Consider the following 24,257-nt stretch of genomic DNA (forward strand, 5'->3'; position numbering starts at 1 on the left):
GGGAGGAGCGCGGCACCGTGCCGCCGGTGAAGGCCGCCCGCAAGGCGTTCAGCAACCCGATCGCCTCCCTGCTGATGATCGTGGTCACGGTGCTGTGGACGATCCCGACCCTCGGCCTGCTGGTCACCTCGATCCGGCCCAAGCAGGACGTGGCCACCACCGGCTGGTGGGAGTTCTTCGCGCACCCCGACGCCACCCTCGCGAACTACCACACCGTGCTCTTCGAGGGCGGCTTCGGCGTCAGCGGCGGCCTGCTGCCGTACCTGGTGAACTCGCTGGCGATCAGCGTGCCGGCGACGGTCTTCCCGCTGGTGCTGGCCGCGATGGCGGCGTACGCACTGGCCTGGGTGAAGTTCCGCGGCAGCGACGTGCTGTTCTTCGTGATCTTCGCGCTGCAGGTGGTGCCGCTGCAGATGGCGCTGATCCCGCTGCTGCAGCTCTTCTCGGGCGGCGCGCACCTTGGCTCGGTGACGATCGTGCCGTCCTTCGACCTCAGCGGGACGTACGCGCCGGTCTGGCTGGCGCACACGATGTTCGCCCTGCCGCTGGCCATCTTCCTGCTGCACAACTTCATCGCCCAGCTGCCCCGGGACCTCATGGAGGCGGCGGTCGTCGACGGCGCCTCGCACTTCAAGATCTTCCGGTCGATCGTGCTCCCGCTCTGCACCCCGGCGCTGGCCTCGTTCGCGATCTTCCAGTTCCTCTGGGTCTGGAACGACCTGCTGGTGGCGCTGACCTTCGCGGGCGGCACCCCGGAGGTGGCGCCGATGACCGTCCGGCTGGCCCAGCTGACCGGCTCGTTCGGCGGCCGCTGGGAGCTGCTGACGGCCGGCGCCTTCCTGTCGCTGATCGTCCCGCTGATCGTCTTCTTCGCGCTCCAGCGGTACTTCGTGCGCGGGCTGCTGGCGGGATCGGTGAAGGGCTGACGCCCACCGGGCCGTGACCGCCCCGCCGAGCCCCTCCGGCGGTGCGGGTGACATGGCCCGGGAATGTGTGGATTTCGAGGACGCGGCCCCCTCGGACCCGGTACACCGGTTAGCGGCAATTCTGCCGCTGATCGGCTTATCGGGATGTGGGGGCTGGCGTGAGGTTCAGAAAACGGCTGGCGGCTCTGGTGGCCGCCGTGTTGGCAGGGGCCGTCCTGGCCGCCGCCCCGGCCGGGGCGACCACCACGGCCACCCTCGGCACCACCACGGTGGGCACCGCCACCGACGCGGGCGACTCCAACTACATCAACACCTCCCGCTACGTCACCGGCTCCACCGGCGGCACCGTCACCGGCATCAGCGTGTACGTCGCAGCGGTGGGCGCCGCGCCGAACAACCAGTACCAGGTGGCCGTCTACGCGGACGCCTCCGGCAAGCCGGGCGCCCTGGTCGCCTCCAGCTCCTCCGGAACCCTCACCGCCAACGCCTGGAACACCCTGCCGCTGACCGCCACGCTCAGCGCCAACACCGCCTACTGGCTGGCGTACAACAGCAACGGCACCAGCGCCGCCGTCAACAACCTCAAGTACACCAGCGGCGGCACCAGCGGCTACGGCACCGGCGGGCAGGCCTTCGGCAGCTGGCCCGGCACCTTCGGTGCGCTCAGCTCGGAGGGCGTCACCTTCTCGATCTACGCGACCTACACCCCGGACTCCGGCGGGACGACGACCCCGCCCGGCTCCGGGCCGGGCGCCGAGGGCCCGATCCTGCTGATCAGCAGCGCCGCCAACCCCTACACCACGTACTACACCGAGATCCTCAAGGCCGAGGGCCTCAACTACTACAAGATCAGCGACCTCTCCTCGGTCAGCGCGGCCACCCTGGCCTCCTACGACGTCGTGCTGCTCGGCGAGACCCCGCTGACCGCCGCCCAGGTCTCGATGCTCGGCACCTGGACGCAGGGCGGCGGCCGGCTGATCGCGATGCGCCCCGACAAGCAGCTCGCCGGGCTGCTCGGTCTCACCGCCACCACCGGGACGCTCGCCGACTCCTACCTGAAGATCGACACCTCCGCCGCGCCCGGGGCGGGCCTGACCGCCGACACCATGGGCTTCCACGGCACCGCCGACCGCTACACCCTGAACGGCGCGACGGCCGTCGCCACCCTCTACAGCGACGCCTCCACCGCGACGGCCAACCCGGCCGTCACCCTGCGCACCGCCGGCAGCGGCCGGGCCGCCGCCTTCACCTACGACCTCGCCAAGTCCGTCGTGCAGACCCGCCAGGGCAACATCGCCTGGGCCGGACAGCAGCGGGACTCGACCGACGGCTACGAGGCCAGCGAGATGTTCTTCGGCACCAACGGCCAGCCGAACTGGAACGACCTCGGCAAGGCGCAGATCCCGATCGCCGACGAGCAGCAGCGGCTGCTGGCCAACCTGATCACACTGATGGACGCGGACCGGAAGCCGCTGCCGCGGTTCTGGTACTACCCGCGGGACGTCAAGGCGGTCGTCGTGATGACCGGCGACGACCACGGCATCGGCGGCACCGTCGGCCGCTGGGACGGCTACATCGCGCAGTCCCCGGCTGGCTGCAACGTCGCCAACTGGGAGTGCGTGCGCGGTTCCTCGTACATCTACACCGACGACCCGATGACCGCGGCGCAGGCCCAGGCCTACACCGACGAGGGCTTCGAGGTCGGCGTGCACGTCACCACCAACTGCAAGCCGTGGGGCACCACCGCCGCGCTCCAGGCCTTCTACAGCGACCAGTTGGGCGCCTGGAAGGCCAAGTACGGCTCGCTGCCGAACCCGTCGAGCAGCCGCACCCACTGCGTGGAGTGGGACGACTGGGCGACGCAGGCCAGGACCAAGCTGGCCAACGGCATCCGGCTCGACATGGACTACTACTACTACCCCTCGAACTTCGTCCAGGACCGGCCCGGCTTCTTCAACGGCACCGGCAGCATCATGAAGTTCGCCGACACCGACGGCAGTGTCATCGACGAGTACCAGGCGACCACCCAGCTGACCGACGAGTCCGGGCAGTCCTCGCCGGCGACGATCACCACGCTGCTGGACAACGCGGTCGGCGCCAAGGGCTACTACGCGGCGATCGGCGCCAACATCCACACCGACTTCGCCGCCTCCAGTGCCTCCGACGCGGTCATCGCGGCGGCCAAGGCCCGCGGCGTGCCGGTGGTCTCCGGCCGCCAGATGCTCACCTGGCTGGACGGCCGCAACGGCTCCGCCTTCTCCCACATGGCCTGGAGCGGCAACGCGCTGACCTTCGACATCACCGGCGGCGCCAACGGCCTGCGGGCGATGGTGCCGGTCAACGCGGCCTCCGGCACGGTCACCGGGATCTCCCGGGCCGGTCAGTCGCTGCCGTACCGGATCGAGACCGTCAAGGGCGTCCCGTACGCGTTCTTCGACGGCGCCGTCGGCTCCTACACGGTGACGTACGGCCAGGACACCACCGCGCCGACGGTCACCGGCACCACCCCGGCGGCCGGGGCGACCGGGGTCCCCACCACCGGCGCCGTCCGGTTCTCCTTCAGCGAGCCGCTCGACCCGGCGACCGTGACCTCCGCGGCCGTCACGCTGCGCACCACGAGCGGCGGCACGGCGGTGCCGGGCACCGTGTCGTACGACCCGACGACCAGCAGCGCGCTCTTCACCCCGAGCGCCGAACTCGCCCTGACGACGGGTTACACGGCGACCGTCCAAGGGGTGACTGACGTGTCGGGCAACGCGCTGGCCGGTCCGGTGTCGGTGGCCTTCACCACCGCGGGCGCGCCGCCGAAGACGATCGGGTCGACGACGGTCGGCACGCTGATCGACGACACCGACTCCAACCACCTGAACGGGTCGAAGGTGACCACCGGGTCGGCCGCCGTCCCGCTGACCTCGCTCAGTGTGCACGTCGGCCAGATCAGCGCGGCGCCCAACAACCAGTACCAGCTGGCGGTCTACACCGACAACGCGGGCTCGCCCGGGACGCTGGTGGCTTCCACCGCCTCCGGCACGCTGACCGCCAACGCCTGGAACGCGCTGCCGGTGAACCTGACGCTGGCGGCCGGCACCAGCTACTGGTTCGTCTACAACAGCAACGGCACCAGCTCCACCGTCAACAACATGAACTACACGGCAGGCGCGGCCGGTTCGGGCGCTTACAGCAGTGCGGTGGTGCCGTTCGGGACCTGGCCGAGCAGCTTCGGGACGGTGGTGAAGGACAGCCTGGTCTACTCGCTCTACGGGTCGTACTGACGATCCGTCCGCTGCGGGCCGCTTGTGTCACAACTCTGCGACACAAGCGGCCCGCAGGGCTTTTGAACCTGTTCAGAAAACTCCCCCGGCGCCTAGAGTCGCCAGCACCGCAGCGGGGCCCGGCCCGGGCCGCCGCGCGCCCGCGACGTCCGAGGGGGACACATGTCGACATCGCCGCCCGGCCCGAGGCCCGCGCCGGGCACCGCACCAGGCTCCGTCGGGTACGCGTTCCGGCCCCCGCAGCCGCCGCCCCCGCCGCTCTGGCTCCGGCTGACCGCACCCGCCCGCCCGGCGACGCCGCGGCTGCGGGTGGTCGCCGCCGCCCTCCTCTCCGGGGTCGCCGCAGCCGCCCTGCTGACCGACGGACTTGGCGTCAACGTCCTGCTCTGGGCCGCCGTCGGCACCCTCGCCGCCGCCCTGGCCGCGGTCGCCGCCGGCCGCCGGATCCGCCCGTGGACGGCCGCCTGGACAGCCGCCGCCCTCGTCCTGCTGCTCGTCCCGGCGCTGACCGAGGCCGGCTGGCCGGTGCTGCTCGCCCTGCTCGCCGCGACCGCGGCCGGCTCCCTCGCACTGCACGGCGGCCGCCGCTGGCCCGGCGTACTGCTCGGCTCGGTCGGCCTGTGGACGCACGTGATACCCGGCCTGGCCTGGTCGTTCGTCGCGGTGCGCACCCGGCGCCACCCGGCCCGCGACCGGCTGGTGCCCGTCCTCAAGGCGGTCGGCGTCTCCGCCGTCCTGCTGCTGGTCTTCGGCGCGCTGTTCGCCAGCGCCGACGCCGCCGTCGCCCAGCTGCTCGGCGACCTGGCCCCCAGCGTCGACACCGCCGACCTGCCGATGCAGCTCCTGCTCTTCCTGGCCGGCCTGCTCATCACGGTGGGCGCCGCCCACACCGCGGCCGCACCCCGCCGCTTCGACCGCTACCCGGTGCGGCCCGGCAAGGAGCGCGGCCGGGTCGAGTGGGCCGTGCCGCTGGTCGCCCTCAACCTGCTCTTCGGCGCCTTCGCGGCGATCCAGGCGGTGGTCTTCGTCGGCGGCTACGAATCGGTCATGCGCAAGCCCGGCGTGATCCCCGCCGAGTACGCCCGGCAGGGCTTCTGGCAACTGCTGGTGGTCACCCTGCTGGTGCTCGTCCTGGTGGCCCTCGCCCGGCGCTGGGCGCCCCGCAGCACCCCGGGGGACAGGCTGCTCGCCAAGGGCCTGCTCGGCCTGCTGTGCACCCTCACCCTGGTCGTGGTCGCCTCGGCGCTCTACCGCATGCACCGCTACGTGGACGTGTTCGGCCTGACCCGGCTGCGGATCTCGGTGGCCGCCGTGGAGATCTGGCTCGGCGTCGTGCTGCTCCTGGTCGTCGTCGCCGTCGCGACCGCCTCCGCCCGCTGGCTGCCCCGGGCCGTGGTGCTCAGCGCCGTGGCCGCCACCGCCGCGTTCGGCCTGCTCAGCCCCGACGCCCTGATCGCCGAGCAGAACGTCCAGCGCTACCAGCACTCCCGGACGATCGACATCGCCTACCTGCGCACGCTGTCCGCCGACGCGGCCCCCGCCCTCGACCGGCTGACCGGGGACAACCGGACCTGCGCCCTCGGGAACATCGCCGCCGACCTCGACTCCGCGCACCTGCCCTGGTACGCGACCAGCCTCGCCGAGGCCGACGCCCGTCGGATCCTGAGGGCGAGGCCGGTCGACCGGCCCGAGGCGGCCTGCGGCCGGATCGGCATCTTCGACCGGGGCGGCCCGCTGGACGACGGGTACCAGGACGAAGGCCGCTGAGGGACACCGGAACGCCGCGGCGGTGGTGACGGCCCGGACGGGCCGTCACCACCGCCGCGGCGGGTGGACGTCGGGGGACGTCAGAGGGCGATGCCCGCGGCACCCTCGGCCGGCAGGTCGCTCGCCTTCGCCTTCACCACGAAGAGCGCGACGATCAGCGAGAGCAGCGCCATCCCGGTGCCCACGAGGAAGGCCTGCCCGATGCCGTGCGCCAGCGTGTCGGCGTACTGCGAACTGCCGGGCGGGAACTCGTGCGAGGCCTGGAACTGCTGGGCCTGGGCCGGGCTCGCGGACTTCAGGAAGCCCGGCACCAGTGCGGTGGCCCGGTCCTTGGCCGCGGAGGTGAACACGGTGGTGAGGATCGACAGGCCGACCGCACCGCCGATCTGCTGCATCGAGTTGAGCAGGCCGGAGGCGGCACCGGTCTCGTGGCCCGGCACCCCGGCCACCGAGATCAGCATGACCGGGACGAAGATCAGGCCCATCCCGAAGCCGAAGACCACCGTCGGGCCGAGGATGCCGTCCACGTAGCCGCTGTCGGCCTTCAGCTGGGTCAGCCAGCCGAGGCCCGCGACGACCAGCGCGGCGCCGCCGGCCATGAACGCCTTCGGCCCGAGCCGGGCCTGGAAGGTCGAGGCGATCTGGGCGGCCACGATGATCGCGGCGCTGATCGGCAGGAAGGCCACGCCCGCCTTCAGCGGGCTGTAGCCGATCACCGTCTGGGCGAAGATCGTGATGTAGAAGAAGATCCCGAACATCGCCGCCGTCAGGCAGAGCATCATCACCAGGCCGCCGGTGCGGTTGCGGTCCCGGAACAGGTGCAGCGGCGTGATCGGCTGCGCCGTCCGGCGCTCGATCACCACGAAGGCCGCCAGCAGTACCACGCCGCCGGCGAAGGACGCCACCGTCGCGGGGTCGCTCCAGCCGTTCGAGGCGGCCCGGATGAAGCCGTAGACCAGCGCGCAGAGGCCGATCGTCGAGGTCAGTGCGCCGGGCAGGTCGAACCGGCCGGGGCGGCGCTCGGACTCGTTGATGTACCGCGGGGCGGCGACGGCGATCGCCACCGCGATCGGCACGTTGACGAAGAACACCCAGCGCCAGTCGAGGTACTGGGTGAGCAGGCCGCCGGCCAGCAGGCCGATCGCCGCACCCGAGCCGGCCACGGCCGAGAAGACGCCGAAGGCGCGGTTGCGCTCGGGGCCCTCCTCGAAGTTGGTGGCGATCAGTGCGAACGCCGTCGGCGCGCAGACCGCGCCGCCGATGCCCTGGAGGGCCCGGGAGGCCAGCAGCATCGTCGAGTCCTGGGCGAAGCCGCCGAGCAGCGAGGCGAGGCCGAACAGCAGCGTGCCGGCGATGAAGACCCGGCGCCGGCCGAGGATGTCGCCGGCCCGGCCGCCCAGCAGGAGCAGCCCGCCGAAGACGAGGGTGTAGGCGTTGATGACCCACGAGAGCGTGGTGTCGGAGAAGCCGAGCGCGCCCTTGATGTGCGGCAGGGCGATGTTCACGATGGTCGCGTCGAGCACCACCATCAGCTGGCTCGCGGCGATCACGGTCAGGGCGAGGCCCTTGCGCGAGCTGCCCGCGGCGCGGGGTGGATCGGATTTGCTGAGCGTGTCGGAGAGTGCCACTGGTTTGCCCCCTGCTTGTCCCTGTGCTCCGGGTGATGCTCGGCGAGGCCTCTGGCGTGCGTGCTTCCGCGCCACGGTGCGGCTGGTGCCGGTTCCCGAGTGCTGTCAAGGAACGGATGCGTTCACTATCATGAGCACGATATCCGGACGGATATTGTGAACGCAAGCGTTCCCTAGGTTGGGTGACGATGGATCAGATGGTGCGGCGCCAGACGCCGGAGGGCCCGCCGCGCAGGGCGGGTGGGTCGGAGGCGGCCGGAAGGTCGGGCGGGTCGGGTGCGGTGGGCCGGCCTGGCGGGGCGCCCCGGCGCCGCGGCCGGGCGCTGGAGAACGCGATCTTCGATGCCACGCTCGACCTACTCATCTCCGGTGGCTTCGCCCGGTTGACCATGGAGGGCGTCGCCGGCGCCGCGCAGACCGGGAAGGCCGCGCTCTACCGGCGCTGGGCGTCCAAGGCCGATCTGGTGATCAGCGCCCTCGGGGCCACTCTGCCACCCCCACCGACATTCCCGATCTCGGCTCCGTGCGTGCGGAGTTGCTCCAGCTCATGGCCGGGTTCGGCGCCGTGATGAACTCCCGGGCCGGGGCCGCCATCCGGGTCGTGATGTCCGAGCTCGACCACGAACAGGCCCTGGTGTTCAAGGACTTCCTCGTCGCGCGGGTCGTCGCGCCGTCGAACGCCGCCATGATCCGGGTGCTCGCCCGGGGGAGCGGCGCGGCGACGTGCGCGCGGGGGCGGCCGTTCCGATCGTGGCCGACATCGCCCCCGCGATGCTGATGTACCACTCCAAGATCTGCGAGGGCCCGCTCGACGAGCGGTTCTGCCTGGACCTGGTCGACCAGGTGCTGGTCCCGCTGGTCCGGCCGTAGGCCGTTCCCTCACGGCGCCCGACCGCATGGGGCCACGCCGGGGCGGCCGTCCCGGGGTCAGTGGTCGGTGGTCCGTGGGCCGGGGCCGGTGGTCCGTGGGCCGGTGGTCCGTGGATCGGTTGCGGGCCGGTTCGGCGGGGGCGCGGGGAGCCGTAGGCTGGTGGTGCCCGAGCGAGACGAATGGACCGACGCGATGCCCTACGACCCCCCGACACACTCGGTCGAGCGTTCGCTCCGCCGGGCCGGAGCCGCCGTGGTGGCCGGGCTGGACGAGGTCGGCCGCGGCGCCTGGGCGGGCCCGGTGACCGTCGGGGCGGCGGTGACGGGCCTGCGCCGCGCTCCCGAGGGGCTCACCGACTCCAAGCTGCTGACCGTGAAGCGCCGCGAGGCGCTCGCCCCGCAGCTCGCCGACTGGGTCAGCGCCTACGCCCTCGGCCACGCCACGCCGCTGGAGTGCGACGAACTCGGCATGACCGCCGCCCTGCGGCTCGCCGCCCAGCGGGCGCTCGCCGCCCTGCCGATCCGTCCGGACGCGGTCATCCTCGACGGCAAGCACGACTACCTGGGCGGGCCCTGGCAGGTACGCACGGTGATCAAGGGCGACCAGTCCTGTGTCTGCGTCTCGGCGGCGTCCGTCCTCGCCAAGGTGGAGCGCGACCGGATGATGGCGGAACTCGGCGCCGATCACCCCGCCTACGGGTTCGAGGACAACGCGGGCTATCCGTCGCCGGTCCACCGGGCGGCGCTGGAGGAGTTCGGCCCGACCGACGAGCACCGGCTGTCCTGGTCCTACCTCGACGCGCTCCCACAGTGGCGGCACCTGAAGCGGGGCCGGATCCCGGAGCCCGCGGACGAGCAGCTCTCGCTCGGATTCTGACGGTCCGTCTGCTTTTGCCGGTGTTCGCCGCCCCGCGCCGGGTGCCCAAAAGGTGGGGCGCCCGTGCGCATCCGACCGCCATTTGATAGATATCCGGGTATGCCTGTCTTCCCCGAGGAGCCGGAGATTCACGAGAGTATCCCGGGCCCCGGCGTTCCCTTTCCCCACAAGTCGGACGCACTCGCCCCCCGTATGTCCTCCGCCAACCCCGCAGCGTCCGGCCTCGTGCCGGGCCCCCGTCCGGCGCCGCCCCGTCCGGCGCCGCGACCCGCGCCGCCGAGACCTGCTGCCTCGGCATCCCGACCCGGCCCCCGGTCCGGACCGGCGCAGAGCCCCGCCGGGCCCGTCGTCCAGCTCGTGCCGGCCTCCTCGCAGGAGGCCGTCGAGCGCGCGGACGAGACCGTCGACCGGCTGCTGGAGGCCGGCCGCGGCCCCGGCGACATCCTGGTCCTGACCGTCGGCGAGCCCCACCCGTGGCAGCAGCACGAGCTGTCGTTCGGCGAGGAGCGCTACTGGGCCCAGCTCGCCGCCGGGGACGACGTCTTCTACGCCGACGCCGCCGTCGGTCGCCCGCTGCGCCGCGAGGTCGTGGTGCTCGTGGTCAACGCAGGCGGGGGCAACCGCGCCCGGCAGGCCGCCGCCAAGGCGGCCGACAGGGCCGGCTCGCTGCTGGTGGTCTGCGGCGGCAATGACGCCGTCTCCCCGCTGTTCCCCGCCGCGGAGCGTCCCGTCCCGGCCTGAGCCGGACCTCCCGCACCGGCTCCGCCACCCCTCCGTGCCGGCCCCGCCCGGCGCGGACCTGCCTCCGGACCGACCGGACCGGCCGCGCGCCGCCGCCCGCTCTCAGCGGGCGGCCGCGCGCCGGGCCGCGTCCAGCGATGCCACGGGGGCGGGCCGGAGCGCCTGCAGGAGCTCCCGTTCGTCCCGTGGCGGCAGCTCGGTGACCGTGTGCACCGGGCCCTCCGTCCACGAACCCGAGTGCGGCGTGCGCCCCCGTCGGCCGTCCCCCAGGGAGTGCCAGCCGGCCGGCGTGAGGGTGATGTACGGACCGCAGCGCAGCCCGTGCAGCGCCGCGGCGTCGTGCAGGCCCCACATCCAGGCACCATCCTGCTCCGTCCACTCCGGCGTGCCCTCGCGGCAGCGCAGCAGGACGGCCGTCCGCACCGGCTCCGCCAGCCGGAGGTCGTGCGGGATCACCTGCCGGAGGTGGGCGAGGATGCTGTTGCGGTACTGCCAGCCGTCCGTGACGTGCGGCCGGACCCCGAACGAGGCCGAGGCGACCAGTCGCTGCTCCGGGTCGAGCACGGCGACCACCGTGGTGCCGGGCTGCGGCAGGTGCCGCTGATGCAGCTCGCGGACGAAGTCGCGGGGCGCCCGCAGCAGCGGGACACCCGCCTCGCCCCAGCGTTCGGCGTCGATGCTCCGTCTGGTCCCGGAAGGGTCCTGACCGTGGTCGTTGCGGTTGATCACGATCCTCCTTCCGGGCCGCCGACGCGCATGGCGGTGACGTGGGTACGCCGAACACCCGGTCGATCGACCAAGGCGGCGGGTACCGTCCAATTCTCCCGTCAATTCCGGTCGAGCGGCAATGACGAAAGTGCGCACGCCGCCCGATATCAGTGGACTGCCGGATATATTCCACCGGACGGCGGGGGCTATTCGGCTGACCGGCAGGTGACATCGGGGTGTCGGCCGATCGGACGGACGGTGCCCCGCCGGTGGGCGCGGCCGTCAGGCCTGGAGGGCGAGCACCAGCGGCAGCACCGGACCGGCACCGGCCTGCCGCAGCAGCCGTGCCGCCACCGTCACCGTCCAGCCCGAGTCGACCAGGTCGTCGACCAACAGCACCGGGCCCGGCGCCTCGGCCAGGGCGGCCCGCAGCGCGTCCGGGACGACCAGTGTCCCGGCGAGCGAGTGCAGCCGCTGTGCGCTGTTGCTGCGCGGGCCGTGCGGCGGGCGGCCCGTCGCGTACTCCAGCCGCCCCAGCAGGGGCAGCCGGCCGATGGCGGCGATCCGGCCGCCCAGGCTCTCCACCAGTGCGGGCCGGGTCGCCGACGCCATTGTGACCACGCCGACCGGCCGGTCCGGCCGGCTGCCGTCGGCGGCCTCCGGACCGGCCCAGCCGCCGGGGCCGCGGGCCCAGTCCGCCACCACGCTCACCAGGGCGTCGACGACGTCCGCGGGCACGGGGCCGTCCGGGGCGGCCTCCGCGAGCAGCCCGCGCAGCCGGGTGCCCCAGCCGATGTCGGACAGCCGGCCGAGCGCCCGGCCCGTCTCCGCCTGCTCACCTGCCGGGATCCGGCCCTTGAGCGGCACCCCGAGCGCCTCCATGCCGGTGGGCCAGAGCCGCCGCGGTTCGAAGGTCACCCCGGGGCGACCGAGCGCCGCGCGGGCCGCGGCCAGCGCATCCGGTGACACCTCGGCGCCGTGCCGCGCCCCCGCGCAGTTGTCGCAGCGCCCGCAGGGGGCCGCGTCGGGGTCGTCCAGCTGACGCCGCAGGAACTCCATCCGGCAGTCGGACGAGGACGCGTAGGCCCGCATCGCGTGCTGCTCGGCCTCCCGCGACGCGGCCACCTTCGCGTACCGCGGCCCGTCGTACGCCCAGGGCTGCCCGGTGGACTCCCAGCCGCCGCGCACCCGGCGCACCGCGCCGTCCACGTCGAGGACCTTCAGCATCGTCTCCAGCCGGGCCCGGCGCAGGTCCACCCGGGTCTCCAGGGCCGCCGTGGAGAGCGGCCGGCCGGCCTCGGCCAGTGCGTCCAGGGTGCGCCGGACCTGCTCCTCCGGCGGGAAGCCGAGCGAGGCGAAGTACCGCCAGATCGCCTCGTCCTCCCGGCCCGGCAGCAGCAGCACCTCCGCCCGGTCCACACCGCGCCCGGCCCGGCCGACCTGCTGGTAGTACGCGATCGGCGACCCGGGGGAGCCGAGGTGCACCACGAAGCCGAGGTCGGGCTTGTCGAAGCCCATGCCGAGGGCCGACGTGGCGACCAGCGCCTTGACCCGGTTGGCCAGCAGGTCGGCCTCGGCGGTGCGCCGTTCGGCGTCCTCGGTGCGGCCCGAGTAGGAGGCGACCGGGAACCCCCGGGAGCGCAGGAAGGCGGTGACCTCGTCGGCGGCGGCCACCGTCAGGGTGTAGACGATCCCGGAGCCCGGCAGCTCGGAGAGGTGGTCGGCCAGCCAGCCGAGCCGGTGCGCGGCGTCCGGCAGTGCGAGGACGGAGAGGCTCAGGCTCTCGCGGTCCAGCGGCCCGCGCAGGACGAGGGCGCGCCGGGCGTCGTCCGCCGCGGTGATCCCGGCCTGCGCGTCCCCGATCGGCGCTGCCCAGGCCTGCGCGTCCCCGCCCGGTGCGTTCCCGATCGGCACGGCCCCGCCAGGGACGGCACCGGTGCCGAGCTGCTCGGCGACGTCGGCGGTGACCCGGGCGTTGGCCGTCGCCGTGGTCGCCAGCACCGGGACGCCGGGGGCGAGCTCCGCCAGCATGGTGCGCAGCCGCCGGTAGTCGGGCCGGAAGTCGTGGCCCCAGTCGGAGATGCAGTGGGCTTCGTCGACGACCAGCAGGCCCGTGGACGCCGCCAGCTTGGGCAGCACGTTGTCCCGGAAGTCGGGGTTGTTCAGCCGCTCGGGGCTGACCAGCAGGATGTCGACCTCGCCTGCCGCCACCTCGGTCTGGATGGCCTCCCACTCCTCCGGGTTGGCGGAGTTGATCGTCCGGGCGTGGATGCCGGCCCGGGCCGCCGAGTCGACCTGGTTGCGCATCAGTGCGAGCAGCGGCGACACGATCACCGTCGGGCCCGCGCCGCGGGCGCGCAGCAGCGCGGTGGCGATGAAGTACACCGCCGACTTGCCCCAGCCGGTGCGCTGTACGACCAGGGCCCGGCGGCCGTCCACCACGAGCGCCTCGATCGCCAGCCACTGGTCCTCGCGGAGCACGGCCGAGGGCCCGGCCAGCTCGCGCAGCACCGCCTCCGCGCGCTCGCGCACGGCGGCGCGCTCGTCGGGCGACGTGTGCGTGCCGAGGGCCGTGGCGGCCGGTCGGTCGGGCCGGGGGAGGCGTCCGTACGGTGGTCCATGGCTCCATGCATACCGCGCGGGACCGACAGACCGCGAACGAGACGGGCGCGCGAGGCCGCCGAAGGGGCCTGCAGCGGCCTCGGTGCGGCCGTCTGCCGACGAATCGTCAGATCAATCCGATTCCAAACCTGTTGTCCCCCGGACGAGGGAGGAAATGCTGACCCCCGGATCTGTCCACAGGCCCGCCCGGGGGTGGGAAATTGCGTCATCCTTCCGGCATGAACAACGACGAACGCTCCCCGCAGCCCGCAACCCCGTCCTCCCGCTCGCTCACCGGCACGCTCCCGATGCAGATGCGGGGCCCCGCCGACATGGCCGAGATGCTGCCCTACCTGCTCGGCTTCTTCCCCGACGACAGCATCGTGGCGGTCGGCCTCCAGGGGCCGTCGCTCCACCAGGGCGGAGTGATCCGCATCGACATCCCGGCCGACCCGGAGCAGTGGCCGCAGGTTGCCCGGGACGCGGCCGGGCTGCTCATCGAGCTCTCCGAGAAGCGGGACCGCCGACCGAGTCAGGTGCTGCTCTACCTCGTCCGGGAGTCCTCGGACACGGCCTGCGGCCCGCCGCCGGGCGGCGGGCCCCCGCCGTCGACCCTGCCCCCGTCCGTCCCGGCGGTCCCCGAAGGGGTGGGGCCGCCCGACGTCGCACCGGCGGTGACCGAGCTGCGGCCGCTCGCGGACGCCCTCGCGGCGGCCTTCGAAGCGGCGGGCGTCGGGGTCAAGGAGTCGCTCTGCGTCTCCCGCGGCCGCTGGTGGTCCTTCCTCTGCCGACGTCCCGGGTGCTGCGACCCGGCGGGTACGCCCGTCCGTCCCGCGCACCTGCCGAGCCCGATCGCCGCTGCCGCCACCTACGCGGGCCTCGCGCCCCGCGGCAGCCGGAAGGCCATGGTCGCCGGCCTGGCGCCGGTCGGGCCGCCCACGGCGGACGTGCAGCGGCAGGAGATCGAGCGCGCGGGGCCCCACTTCATCCAGGAGCTGGCGGCCGGGCGGATGAGCACCGTCGACCGTACTGGCCGCCTGCTCACCGAGGCGATGGCGGCTCTCGCGGCGGGCGCGCGGGAGCTGGATCCGGTGCTCACCGCCCGGATCCTGCTCGGCCTCCAGGACAAACTGGGCCGTGACCGCGGCGCCGAGCTGGCGGAGCCCGACGAGCTGGCCCGGGCCCAGCGCCTGTGGCGGCACCTCGTCCAGCGCTGCGTCAGCCCTTTCGAACACCTGGCGCCGCCCCCGCTGACCCTGCTCGCCTGGACATCCTGGCTGGCCGGCGACACGGCCACCGCGCGGATCGTCCTCTCCCGGGCCCTGGAGGTCGACCCGGGATACACCCTCGCCCAGTTGCTGTACGAGTCCATCAACGGCGGTCTGCCGCCCGAGCGGCTGCTGGAGAGCGTCCGCGGCCAGCGGGCCCGGCGGGCCGCGAGCGCACCGCCCGGTGGTCCGTTCGCCGCCGTGGGCTCCTCGGTGGACGGCGACGCGGAGGCCACCGGCCCGGGGAGTTCCCCCGGCCCGGCCACCGGTGCCGATGCCGGCGCCCCCGCGGACGGCGGGGCCGATCCAGGGACAGCGACGGGGACGGGCACCGGCAACCCGACGGCGTCGACGTCCGGGCGCGCGCCGGGATCGGGGGCGCCCGCCGCGACGGGCGCCCCGGCGCGGCCCGAGCCCTGGCGCCCGGCCCCGCCCGCCCCACGGCCGGCAGGCCGCTCCGCCAGGGCCAGGCCCCGACCGCGCGGCGGCCCGACGGCCCGGCGCGCCCGGGGCTCCGCGGGGCCCGGCCACCCGGTGCACGGCTGACGCGCGCGCCGGCCCCGGCCGGGCCTGTCCTAGAGGTCGCCCCGGGCCATCCGCATCAGGTGGTCGAGGACGACCCGGCCGCTGACCCGGAGACCGTCGTGCTCCCACTCGTTGGTCACCCAGGGGCGCAGGTTCCCGACGGCCTCGGCCGTCGCCAGGGAGTCGGCGGTGTCCACGTACATGTCGTCGTGGTAGACGGCGGCGAAGACCGGTACCTCGTTGGCCGCCAGCCGCTCGACGTCGTACAGGTCGGGCCAGTCGCCGCGGTCCGCGAGCAGCTGGGCGGTCTCCCGCAGCGGCCGCAGCGCCGGGTCGGTCTCGAACATCCAGGGGTAGATCATCTCGCCCGTGAACAGCACGGGAGCGTCCGTGCCGAGCGCCGTCCCCGCGTCGAACTCGGGGAACTCCTTGCGCACCCGCTCGGCCGCCCACTCCGTACCGCCCGGGCCGACGGACCGCTGGCCGTAGATCGACTCGTGCAGGACGGCGTAGAGCGGCCCCTGCGCGAACGACAGTTGCGCCTGGGCTCCAGCCAGGAAGGTGTCGGACAGTTCCGGGCCCTCCACGCCGTCCACCCAGGCCTCCTCCAGCAGGTAGTGCAGCTGGTGCGAGCCCGACCCGCTGCCGAGCAGCAGGCCGAGCGCCTGGAAGGCCCGGACGGTCAGTTCCCCGCCGTCGGGCAGCCGGGCCGGCTGCTCCGCCAGGTGCGCGGCGATCCGCCGGACGGCCTCGACGTCCGCCGGGTAGCGCCGGTAGTGCGCCGCGTTCTTGCGGGCCACCCGCGGGTAGGCGGCGCGGTACACGTCCTCCGCGGAGCTGCGCAGACCGGCCAGCCCGCCGGTCACGTACGCCTCGCGGACGCCCTCGGGCGCCAGCGACAGGTAGGTGAGCGTGCAGAAGCCGCCGAAGCTCTGGCCCAGCAGGCTCCAGCGGCCCTGCTCGCCGAGCAGCGTGCGGCGGATCAGCTCCGCGTCCCGCACGATCGAGTCGGCGCGGAAGTGCGCCAGGTACTCGGCCTGCTGCTCGGGGCTGCCGAGGCGGGCGAGGGTCTGCCGGTTGGCCGGCGTGGAGCGGCCCGTGCCGCGCTGGTCGAGCAGCAGCACCCGGTGGTCGTCCAGTGCCCTGGCCAGCCAGCTGTCCGCTCCCAGGGGGCGGCCCGCCTTCCCGCCGGGGCCGCCCTGGAGGTACACCAGCCACGGCAGCGCGTCGTTCTCGCGGCCCGCGGCCACGACCTCCCGGGCGTACACCTCGATCCGCTCACCGTCCGGTCGCCGGTGGTCGAGCGGCACCCGGAAGACGTGGTCGGTCGTGACGATCCCGGGCAGCCGGTGGACGGTGGACATGGAACTCCTCGGTACGTGCTGTTCGCAGGCCTGGCACAGCGGGCGCCGAAGGGTGTTCCCGGTGCGTCCGCCGGCGCCTTCGCACCGTATCCTGACGGCGAACGGGAGCCGGTGGGGGAGGCCACGAAGGTGGCGGAGTCACCGCCGGCGGCCTGGTCGGGCCGGGTCGCAGGGGGCGACGGAGGTCCGGCCGAGCAGTTGCTCCGGACGGCGCGCCACCGCAGCCGCGCACACCGGCGTGACTTGTGAGAGGTGCAGGGCGTTCATCCAGCGGGGCGTCGGCGGCAGCATCCGTCCGACGGCCTGCGCCGAGCCGACCCGTTCCACGACATCGGCGTACCCGCCGACCCGGCGACCGGCCCCGCCCCGCGGCGGGACGGCCGACCTGGCCGGTCGCGCCGGCACGACCCGGGCCTGCTCCCACCGACCGACCTGCCCCCGACGGGCAGCGCAGCACAGACCGCGAACGAGCACGCTCGTGGTCGACCGGCCCCGCAGCAGCCGGCCGACCCAGGGGAGGAGAACCCGGTGACCGCCACCAGGCCGCCACAGCCAGAGCCGGGACAGGCATCGCCCCCGCCGCCCGCACCCGGGGCAGCGCCCGCGGGCCGCCCCGTCGTTCCTCCGCGTCCGCCCGCCGCACCGCCCGGTGCCTTCCCGACGGGAGCGCCGTCGGCTCCTCCGTCCGGGCCGCCCACGGCACCCCCGCCGCCTCCGCCCGGCGCGCCGTCCGCGCCGTTCGGCGCACCGCCGCGTCCGGCCGGTGCGCCGCCTCTGCAGGGCGGCCCCGGGGCCGCCGGTGTTCCCGGTGCGATGGCGGGTGCCCCGCCGTTCGTCCCGTCCTTCACCCCGTCCGGGGCACCCTCCTTCGCCCCGCCGGGTGCACCGGCCGCCGCCCCGCCGCCGGTTCCGCCGGCCGGGCCGCCGCCCGCGCCCTTCGGCCCGCCGCCGGGGGCGTTCGGCGCCGGGCCGGCCCCGGTCGGGCAGCAGCGCCCGACGGCGCCGCGGCCGCAGACCGTGACGGCCCACGACGCCGTGCTCTGCGTCTCCGCACCGGCGATGGCCGCCTCCGGTCCCGACGGGCAGCTCCGCGGCCAGGGGCTCCAGGGCTTCTACCGCGCGGGCATCCGCACCCTGGCCAGGATGGAGATCCGGCTCGGCGGGATCGAGCCGATGCCGCTGCAGGGCGCGCTCTCCTCCTCCGCCGAAGCGCGCTTCGTGGGGGCGGTCCGCGTCCCCGGCGACCCGGATCCTGATCCCGCACTCATGGTCGAGCGCCTGCGCCACGCCGACGGCTCCGAGACCGTCACCGTCCGCAACGCCGGCGGCCGCCCGGCGCGGCTGCCGCTGGAGATCGCCTTCGGCACCGACCTGGGGCTGCTGACCGAGATCGCCGGCGGCCAGCGGTCCGCCGACCTGCCGAGCCAGGTGCAGTCGGCCGGCCTGCGCTGGGCCGGCCACGGTCGCAGCGCGACCGTCTCGGCGCGGCCCACTCCGCACGCGGTGCTGGCGGGTGCGGGTGTGCTCCGCTGGGATCTGGAGGTCCAGCCGGGCGCCCGCTGGTCGGTCGAACTGAAGACCGCGCTGGAGAGCGCGCCACCCGGCGCGCGTCCGCCCGCGGGGCGCGGACAGAGCGTCCCACTGCCGTGGGCGGAGCCCGAGGTGCGGTGCGACGACGCGCGCGCACAGCGCCTGCTGACCCGGTCGCTGGACTCGCTCGGCTCCCTGCTGATCGCGGACGCGGACCGTCCCACCGACCTCTACGCCGCCTCCGGCGCCCCGTGGCGCTTCGGTCTGACCGCTGCCGACGCACTCTGGGCGGCACGGCTGACCCTGCCCCTGGGGACGCGGTTGGCGGCGGGCACCCTCCGGGCGCTGGCACGGCGGCAGCAGACCGGTACCGGACCGGTTGGCGCGGTCGGCGGCGGACCGGCCGGCGCGTCGGCCTCGGGCCAGCCGGCCGGGGCCGCGGCTCCGGGGAGGCGTCCCGTCACGACGGCCTGATCCCCGGCCCGATGCGGCACGGCGGCCCCGAGCTGCCCCCGTCCTGCACCGCGACCGAAGCCACCCTGCTGTTCGTCACCGTGCTGGCCGAGGCCTGGCGTTGGGGGTTGCCCCGGCACGAGGTGATAGAGCTGCTGCCCGCGGTCGAACGTGCCCTGGGCGCCTTGCGGGCAGGAGTGGCCGAAGGGTCGGACGGGCCCGAGGGATTCGTCCTCGACCTCGGCCGTTCCGCCGAGGAGCGCGCGGCCCGGCCGGCGGCCGCCCGCTGCGAGGTGCAGGCCCAGGCGTACCGCGCGGCGATGCACGGCGCCGAGTTGCTGGCCGCCTTCGGCAGACCCGGTGCGGCCGGGTGGCGCACCTGGGCCGCCGCCCTGCGGGAACGCTTCCGTGAGCAGTTCTGGGTGGACGACCTGTCGGGTGGCCGCCCGGCGGCCGCGCTGCTCGCCGGCGGCCGCACGGTGCCCGCCGTGGCGTCCACGTTCGTCCACCTGCTCGACGTCGGCCTGTCCACCAGCGGAGACCTGCACGAGAGCCTCCTCGACCGTGAGCAGACCAGGCTGCTGGCCCAGCGGCTGGCCGCACCCGAACTGGACTGCGGCTGGGGCTTGCGGACGCTGAGCGCCAAGTCGCCGCGGTTCAACCCGCTCGGCCACCGCAGCGGGGCGGTCCGCGTCCACGAGACGGCGCTGGCCGTCTCGGGGCTCGCCGACGCGGGGTTCGAACGTGAGGCAGGCGTGCTGCTGGAGGGGCTTCTCGGCGCCTCCGAGTACTTCGAGGGCCGCCCACCGGAGATGTACGCCGGGGAGCAGCGGGTGACCGGGTCCCCGCCGGTTCCGCACCCGGCGGCCTGCCGGCCCGCCGCCCTGTCCGCCGCAGCCGGGGTGCACCTGATACTCGCGCTGGCAGGTGTCCGTCCCGACGTGCCGGCCGGCCGGGTGGTGGTCCGGCCCGCGAGCACGACACCTCTCGGTGAGCTCCAGCTCACCGGGCTGAGGGTGGCCGGCGAGCCGTTCTCCGTCCGGGTCAGCCGGATCGGTGTCGCCGTGGTGGAGGAGGCATCGCCCCAGCTCCAGCTGGGCGCCGGCTGACGCGACGGCCGGGGAGACCCCGGCCCGGCGAGTCGGCCCCGTGGGTCGCGGCTGGTCGCGGCGGCCTGCCCGCAGGGCCCCGGTTCGGTCCTGCGGGTACCCGGGGCGGGCTTGTCGGAGTCTGTGATTATCGTCAGAGAGACGACTATGATCGTCGCCATGTCGCGCTATGACCCGTCGGCCTTCCCTCCGTTCGCCGTCACCGTCGACCTGGTGGTGCTGACCGTGCGGGATCACGCACTCTGCGCGCTGCTGGTCAGACGCGGCGAGCCGCCCTTCCAGGGGTACTGGGCGCTGCCCGGCGGTTTCGTGCGGCCCGACGAGGGCCTCGCGGAGGCGGCCTCGCGCGAACTCGCCGAGGAGACCGGCCTGCGAGCCCACTCGGCGCCGGGTCACGCCGACACCGGCGTGCACCTGGAGCAGTTGGCCACCTACGGCCACCCGCAGCGCGATCCGCGCATGCGCGTGGTCAGCGTCGCGCACCTCGTACTGGCGCCGGACCTGCCGACGCCGCGCCCCGGCGGCGACGCCAGCAGCGCCCGCTGGGCCCCGGTCGGCGACCTGCTGGGCGACGCCCCGGCCGACGGGGTCCCGCTCGCCTTCGACCACGGCCGGATCCTGGCCGACGGGGTCGAGCGTGCCCGTTCGAAGATCGAGTACTCGTCGCTGGCCACCGCCTTCTGCCCGCCGGAGTTCACCGTCGGTGAGCTGCGCCGGGTGTACGAGGCGGTCTGGGGCGTGGTCCTGGACCCGCGCAACTTCCACCGGAAGGTCACCGGCACGCCGGGCTTCCTGCTGCCTTCCGGCGGCACGACGACCCGTCAGGGCGGTCGGCCGGCACAGCTGTTCACGGCCGGCGGAGCCACCGTGCTCAACCCCCCGATGCTCCGCCCTGAAGCCTGAAGCCTGAAGCCTGAAGCCTGACTCCTGACGCCCTGACGTCCCGCCCCTCCGCCTGCCTGACGGTCGGGGGCCGGGCACAGCGGACGAGGGCCGGGGTTGCGATGGGGGCGCGCCGTTGGGGGCGTGCGACGGGGCGCGGGGGCGGCCTTTGGGGCGCTGACCGTGGTCCTCGGTCCCCTGATCGGGTGAGCTCGGCGGGCGCGCCTCGGTCCGGCCATCCGTCATGCCCGGAATCTCCGCTGCCGCGCCCTAGGGTGCTGGCGCGGGCACGCCCGGACACCACCGTGCCTCGCGACCCGGTCCGGCCGAGGGATGGGAGCAGGCAGTGATGATCCAGGTCACCGGACTGACCAAGGTCTACCGGCGCGGTCGGCCTCCGGCCCTGCTGGACCTGAGCTTCGACGCCCGCCCCGGTACCGTCACCGTTCTGCTCGGCGAGGGGGCGCGGGCAAGAGCACCGCGCTGCGCCTCATGGTGGAGCTGGACCGCGGGCGGGGCGCCACCCTGTTCGACGGCCGGACGTACCGGCGCCTGCGTCACCCGGAGCGCCAGGTCGGGGTGATGCTCCCGATGGGCCGGTCGGCGGTCGGCCACCCGGGTCGACGGGCCGCCGACCATCTGCGGATGCTGGCCGCCTCCATCGGGGTGCCGCTGGAGCGCGCCGACGAACTGCTGGAGCAGACCAGGCTCGCCGGCGTCGCGGGACACCGCCTGCGGACCTTCTCCCCGGGCATGCACCGTCGGCTCGCCCTCGCCGCCGCGCTGCTGGGCCGCCCCGCGGTGCTGCTGCTGGACGCGCCGACCGAGGGCCTTCCCGTGCGCGGCAGCGAGTGGTTCCAGGCGTTTCTTCGCTCCTTCGCGGTCGCGGGCGGCAACGTCGTCGTCTCCACGCGCTACCCGCAGGAGGCCGCGGTGCTGGGCGACCGGGTGGTCACGCTGGACGCGGGCCGCTCGGTCGCGGACCAGAGCGCCGAGGACTTCCGCCGCAGCCGGCTGTCGCCGGAGGTGGCCGTCCGTGGGCCGCAGATGGTCCGGTTGGGCGACGTTCTGCGCTCCCACGGGGCCGTGGTCCGGGCGGACGGCGGCACGGCCCTCGCGGTCAGCGGCATCGGCCGTACCGAGATCGGCGAGCTGGCCTACCGTCACGGCATCCTGCTCCACGAACTCGCGGACCGGGTGGTGGAACGGCCCGCGCCGCGCCCCGTCCTTCCGGCCGGGTCCGGACGATCCGGGCAGGTACGCCTGACGAAGGCCACCGATCCGCCGCCGGAGCGACTGTCGCTGCCGGTGCATCAGGAGGCCGCCGAAGTCGGCGCCGACACCGAGGCCCGGTGTCCGGGGGCCGAGGGGCTGCCTCCCGCGCCGCCGGCACCGCGTTCGGGGCCTGACGGGGGCCGGCTGCGCCGCGGGGTCCGCGCCACCGGGGCGCTCTCCCCACCGTCCCGTCACTGCTCTCCGCGCCGCGACCCCCGGAACCTTCGTCGCCCCCGCCGCCCGGCGCCGCACGCTCCGCAGCAACTCCGCGCCCGGCGAAGGATCTGCACGTGGAAGGCAGGCGCCCGGCCGGCCCGCACCCGACCGACCCGCAGCCCTCCGACAGCCTGCCGTCCGACCCCGCCTTCCCCGACGACCTCTTCCCCGATGCCCTCCTGGCCGACACCCGCCCGACCGAGGCGTTCCCGCCCGTCGCGGGGCGGCCCCACTCCCACCGGAGCCAGTGACCGTGCATGCCCTCTCGTACGAGCTGCGCAGGCTGCGCGGCCTGCGTTCCAGCTGGCTGATCCTCGCGGCGGTCCCGGTCGCGGACCTCGCCGTGGTGCTCGCGCGAGCACTCGCCGGCACCGGTGCGGGCGGCCCCCGGGGCGGGCCGGACCGGACGTCGGCGATCGCGTCCGCCGTGCGGGCCGCGACCGGGGTGGTGCCCTGGCTGCCGCTGCCGGTCGCGGCCCTCGCGGCCGGCGTGCTGGGCGTGCTCGCGTACGCCCATGACGCGCGGCATCCGGGGCTGGTGGCGTCCCGGGTCGCTTTCGGCCGCCGGGCCGGCCTCATCGGGGCGAAGCTGCTGGTGAGCGCGGTGGTGTCGGCGGCCCTCGCCGCCGTGACGCTGCTGCTGGGCACCGCGCTGGAGGCGTTCGCGCTGCCCGCGGCCGGCCTGCGGACGGAAGCCGCGGCCGTCCTCCGGCACCCCGGGGCGACCGCGCTGTGGCAGCCGTTCGCGGCCTTCGCGCTCCTCGTGCTGGCCGCGGGCTGGACGGGGGTGCTGGCCGCGGCCGTGGTCCGGCGGGCCGGTGCCGGGTTGGCGCTGTTCCTCGCCCTCGCAGTGGCGCTGGAGGCGTCCGCCGGTCTGGTGCTGCGCCGGGTCGGCCGGGGCTGGCCGTTCGGCGCGGGGGAGCTGCTGCCGCTGCGCAATGCCCTCGGCCGGGTGCCGGTGGAGGGGTTCGCGCGGGCGGTCCCGGACGGCGTCCTGCTGGCACTGCCGTTGCTCCCGGTCGCCGTACTGGCAACCGTCTGCCTGGCCCTCCAGCTGCGGCGACGCGCCCTCTGACCCCGCCCCGAGCCCGACTCCGCTCCCCTCCCCATTTCCCTCCCGTGGCCCGCCCGGCACGCCGGCCGCACCCGCCCCGCACGCCGACCCTGTCGCAGCGTCGTCGTCCGATCGCGTAAGGTGATCAAGTCCATGTCGAATTGCGGTGGTTCTGCCTGATAAGAGGTCAATGCTCCGGCCGTGGACGATCACCCTTTCGTGTGCTTTTCACGAGAATCCTCAAGGCGACTCGGCCGATCGCCGACAAAGGACGTGTGACTACCCTTGCGCACCCCGCCATGACCGCTGCCCGTTCGGCCGATCCGATGGCCGCCGCCGACCTCGACCGCTTCCCGTATGCCGAACGGCCCATGCCGCCCGCTCCCCGCTGGGAGGGCGCCGAGTCCGAGCTGGGCCGGGTCGGTCGCAAGACCACCAGCAGCCGCGGCCGCGGCCTGCACGGCCAGCTGGTCCAGCAGCTCGGCCAGATGATCGTCTCCGGCGACCTGGGCGCCGACCGCCCGCTCGTCCCGGAGGAGATCGGCCAGCGGTTCGAGGTCTCCCGCACGGTCGTCCGCGAGTCGCTCCGGGTGCTGGAGGCCAAGGGCCTGGTCAGCGCCCGTCCGAACGTCGGCACCCGGGTCCGGCCGGTGGCCGACTGGAACCTCCTCGACCCGGACATCATCGAGTGGCGGGCCTTCGGGCCGCAGCGCGACGAGCAGCGCCGCGAGCTGTTCGAGCTGCGCTGGGCGATCGAGCCGCTGGCGGCCCGGCTGGCCGCCGGCCACGGCCGCGAGGACGTGCAGCACCGGCTGGTCGAGCTGGTCGAGATCATGGCCCACACGTCGGCCCAGGGCGACCTGCTGGCCTACACCCGGGCCGACGCCGAGCTGCACGGGCTGGTGCTGCAGATGGCCGGCAACCGGATGCTGGAGCACCTCTCGGGCATCGTCTCGTGCGCGCTGCACGTCTCCGGGGGCCCCTCCGGCACCTGCGAGCGGACGTCGGAGTCCGCGGTCGGCCTGCACGTCCGGCTGGTCGACGCCCTCGGCACGGGGGACGGCACCGCGGCCGAGGCGGCCATCCGCGCCCTGCTCACGGTGCACCCCGACATCGAGCACGCCGTTCCCGCGCCGCGGGAGCACTGAGACCCGTTCGGCCGGGGGACGGAACGGGCGCCGCCGTCCGGCT

The 24,257-nt window shown here is 74.7% G+C and carries 20 protein-coding genes and 1 pseudogene; 16 read left to right on the forward strand and 5 right to left on the reverse strand.

Translation table 11 applies throughout. The features are described 5' to 3' along the window. The first annotated feature begins 17 nt into the window (after positions 1–17). From ABEB13_RS27420 to ABEB13_RS27430, 3 genes are all read left to right on the forward strand, one after another. Positions 18–926: a carbohydrate ABC transporter permease gene (locus ABEB13_RS27420; protein ID WP_345707583.1), complete on the forward strand. Its 909-nt coding sequence runs from the start codon at positions 18–20 to the stop codon at positions 924–926. A 188-nt stretch (positions 927–1,114) separates the two neighbouring features. Then, positions 1,115–4,198, forward strand: a complete 3,084-nt coding sequence (locus tag ABEB13_RS27425; RefSeq protein ID WP_345707584.1) for an Ig-like domain-containing protein — start codon at positions 1,115–1,117, stop codon at positions 4,196–4,198. A 162-nt stretch (positions 4,199–4,360) separates the two neighbouring features. Further along, entirely contained in the window at positions 4,361–5,965 is a 1,605-nt protein-coding gene (locus ABEB13_RS27430; protein WP_345707585.1) for a DUF4153 domain-containing protein, read from the forward strand. Positions 5,966–6,045: 80 nt separating this feature from the next. Here the strand turns inward: ABEB13_RS27430 and ABEB13_RS27435 are convergent, their stop codons facing one another. Next, entirely contained in the window at positions 6,046–7,593 is a 1,548-nt protein-coding gene (locus ABEB13_RS27435; protein WP_380231351.1) for an MFS transporter, read from the reverse strand. A gap of 193 nt (positions 7,594–7,786) precedes the next feature. Continuing rightward, the gene (locus tag ABEB13_RS27440; RefSeq protein WP_345710015.1) at positions 7,787–7,942 is read right to left on the reverse strand and encodes a hypothetical protein; all 156 of its coding nucleotides are present in this window, start codon (positions 7,940–7,942) and stop codon (positions 7,787–7,789) included. Positions 7,943–7,982: 40 nt separating this feature from the next. Here ABEB13_RS27440 and ABEB13_RS27445 point away from each other — a divergent pair, with 40 nt between their 5' ends. From ABEB13_RS27445 to ABEB13_RS27460, 4 genes are all read left to right on the forward strand, one after another. Beyond that, positions 7,983–8,162, forward strand: a complete 180-nt coding sequence (locus tag ABEB13_RS27445) for a TetR family transcriptional regulator (protein WP_345709839.1) — start codon at positions 7,983–7,985, stop codon at positions 8,160–8,162. Beyond that, on the forward strand, positions 8,117–8,371 hold the full coding sequence (locus tag ABEB13_RS27450; protein ID WP_345710016.1) for a hypothetical protein: 255 nt from the start codon (positions 8,117–8,119) through the stop codon (positions 8,369–8,371). The genes ABEB13_RS27445 and ABEB13_RS27450 overlap by 46 nt, the downstream gene beginning before the upstream one ends. A gap of 285 nt (positions 8,372–8,656) precedes the next feature. Next, a complete protein-coding gene (locus tag ABEB13_RS27455) occupies positions 8,657–9,340 on the forward strand; it encodes a ribonuclease HII (protein WP_345707586.1) in 684 nt (227 codons plus the stop codon). Between the two features lie 357 nt (positions 9,341–9,697). Next, a complete protein-coding gene (locus tag ABEB13_RS27460; protein WP_345707587.1) occupies positions 9,698–10,081 on the forward strand; it encodes a hypothetical protein in 384 nt (127 codons plus the stop codon). A gap of 102 nt (positions 10,082–10,183) precedes the next feature. On the opposite strand, the gene ABEB13_RS27465 is transcribed toward ABEB13_RS27460, so the two are convergent. Together ABEB13_RS27465 and ABEB13_RS27470 are read right to left on the reverse strand one after the other, a co-directional pair. Beyond that, on the reverse strand, positions 10,184–10,759 hold the full coding sequence (locus ABEB13_RS27465) for a hypothetical protein (protein ID WP_345709840.1): 576 nt from the start codon (positions 10,757–10,759) through the stop codon (positions 10,184–10,186). A gap of 312 nt (positions 10,760–11,071) precedes the next feature. Continuing rightward, positions 11,072–13,321: a DEAD/DEAH box helicase gene (locus ABEB13_RS27470; RefSeq protein ID WP_345707588.1), complete on the reverse strand. Its 2,250-nt coding sequence runs from the start codon at positions 13,319–13,321 to the stop codon at positions 11,072–11,074. A 308-nt stretch (positions 13,322–13,629) separates the two neighbouring features. Here ABEB13_RS27470 and ABEB13_RS27475 point away from each other — a divergent pair, with 308 nt between their 5' ends. After that, positions 13,630–15,204, forward strand: a complete 1,575-nt coding sequence (locus ABEB13_RS27475) for a DUF4192 domain-containing protein (RefSeq protein ID WP_345707589.1) — start codon at positions 13,630–13,632, stop codon at positions 15,202–15,204. Between the two features lie 29 nt (positions 15,205–15,233). Here ABEB13_RS27475 and ABEB13_RS27480 read toward each other — a convergent pair whose 3' ends face one another. Continuing rightward, positions 15,234–16,547 (reverse strand): alpha/beta fold hydrolase, encoded by a 1,314-nt coding sequence (locus tag ABEB13_RS27480; RefSeq protein WP_345707590.1) that lies wholly within the window; start codon positions 16,545–16,547, stop codon positions 15,234–15,236. Between the two features lie 813 nt (positions 16,548–17,360). Between ABEB13_RS27480 and ABEB13_RS27485 the strand changes: the two genes are divergently transcribed. The 8 genes and pseudogenes from ABEB13_RS27485 to ABEB13_RS27515 all read left to right on the forward strand — a co-directional run bounded on the left by ABEB13_RS27485 (position 17,361) and on the right by ABEB13_RS27515 (position 24,214). Next, a complete protein-coding gene (locus ABEB13_RS27485) occupies positions 17,361–18,551 on the forward strand; it encodes a glycogen debranching N-terminal domain-containing protein (RefSeq protein ID WP_345707591.1) in 1,191 nt (396 codons plus the stop codon). An 11-nt stretch (positions 18,552–18,562) separates the two neighbouring features. Beyond that, the gene (locus ABEB13_RS27490; RefSeq protein ID WP_345707592.1) at positions 18,563–19,639 is read left to right on the forward strand and encodes an amylo-alpha-1,6-glucosidase; all 1,077 of its coding nucleotides are present in this window, start codon (positions 18,563–18,565) and stop codon (positions 19,637–19,639) included. A gap of 159 nt (positions 19,640–19,798) precedes the next feature. Continuing rightward, entirely contained in the window at positions 19,799–20,542 is a 744-nt protein-coding gene (locus tag ABEB13_RS27495; RefSeq protein WP_100892585.1) for an NUDIX hydrolase, read from the forward strand. 325 nt (positions 20,543–20,867) lie between these two features. Continuing rightward, complete coding sequence (locus tag ABEB13_RS27500; protein ID WP_345707593.1) at positions 20,868–21,104, forward strand: hypothetical protein; 237 nt, start codon at positions 20,868–20,870, stop codon at positions 21,102–21,104. Further along, a pseudogene (locus ABEB13_RS40770) lies at positions 21,014–21,286 on the forward strand (hypothetical protein); the annotation flags it as partial. The gene ABEB13_RS27500 and the pseudogene ABEB13_RS40770, both read left to right, overlap by 91 nt. A gap of 800 nt (positions 21,287–22,086) precedes the next feature. Next, positions 22,087–22,263 carry a hypothetical protein gene (locus ABEB13_RS27505; RefSeq protein WP_345707594.1) on the forward strand — a complete coding sequence of 59 codons (177 nt, stop codon included), beginning with the start codon at positions 22,087–22,089 and terminating at the stop codon, positions 22,261–22,263. Next, positions 22,260–23,087 (forward strand): hypothetical protein, encoded by an 828-nt coding sequence (locus ABEB13_RS27510; RefSeq protein WP_345707595.1) that lies wholly within the window; start codon positions 22,260–22,262, stop codon positions 23,085–23,087. Before ABEB13_RS27505 ends, ABEB13_RS27510 begins: the two co-directional genes overlap by 4 nt. Positions 23,088–23,287: 200 nt before the next feature. Next, a complete protein-coding gene (locus ABEB13_RS27515) occupies positions 23,288–24,214 on the forward strand; it encodes a FadR/GntR family transcriptional regulator (RefSeq protein WP_345707596.1) in 927 nt (308 codons plus the stop codon). Positions 24,215–24,257 lie beyond the last annotated feature (43 nt).

Source organism: Kitasatospora paranensis (assembly GCF_039544005.1).
Taxonomy (GTDB): Bacteria; Actinomycetota; Actinomycetes; order Streptomycetales; family Streptomycetaceae; genus Kitasatospora; species Kitasatospora paranensis.

What these genes read in the sequence shown, in the direction of transcription:
- ABEB13_RS27430 (WP_345707585.1), top strand. Translation starts at nt 4,361, where the DNA reads ATGTCGACATCGCCGCCCGGCCCGAGGCCCGCGCCGGGCACCGCACCA.
- ABEB13_RS27445 (WP_345709839.1), top strand. Translation starts at nt 7,983, where the DNA reads ATGGAGGGCGTCGCCGGCGCCGCGCAGACCGGGAAGGCCGCGCTCTAC.
- ABEB13_RS27455 (WP_345707586.1), top strand. Translation starts at nt 8,657, where the DNA reads ATGCCCTACGACCCCCCGACACACTCGGTCGAGCGTTCGCTCCGCCGG.
- ABEB13_RS27475 (WP_345707589.1), top strand. Translation starts at nt 13,630, where the DNA reads ATGAACAACGACGAACGCTCCCCGCAGCCCGCAACCCCGTCCTCCCGC.
- ABEB13_RS27480 (WP_345707590.1), bottom strand. Translation starts at nt 16,547, where the DNA reads ATGTCCACCGTCCACCGGCTGCCCGGGATCGTCACGACCGACCACGTC.
- ABEB13_RS27485 (WP_345707591.1), top strand. Translation starts at nt 17,361, where the DNA reads ATGGCGGGTGCCCCGCCGTTCGTCCCGTCCTTCACCCCGTCCGGGGCA.
- ABEB13_RS27490 (WP_345707592.1), top strand. Translation starts at nt 18,563, where the DNA reads ATGCGGCACGGCGGCCCCGAGCTGCCCCCGTCCTGCACCGCGACCGAA.
- ABEB13_RS27495 (WP_100892585.1), top strand. Translation starts at nt 19,799, where the DNA reads ATGTCGCGCTATGACCCGTCGGCCTTCCCTCCGTTCGCCGTCACCGTC.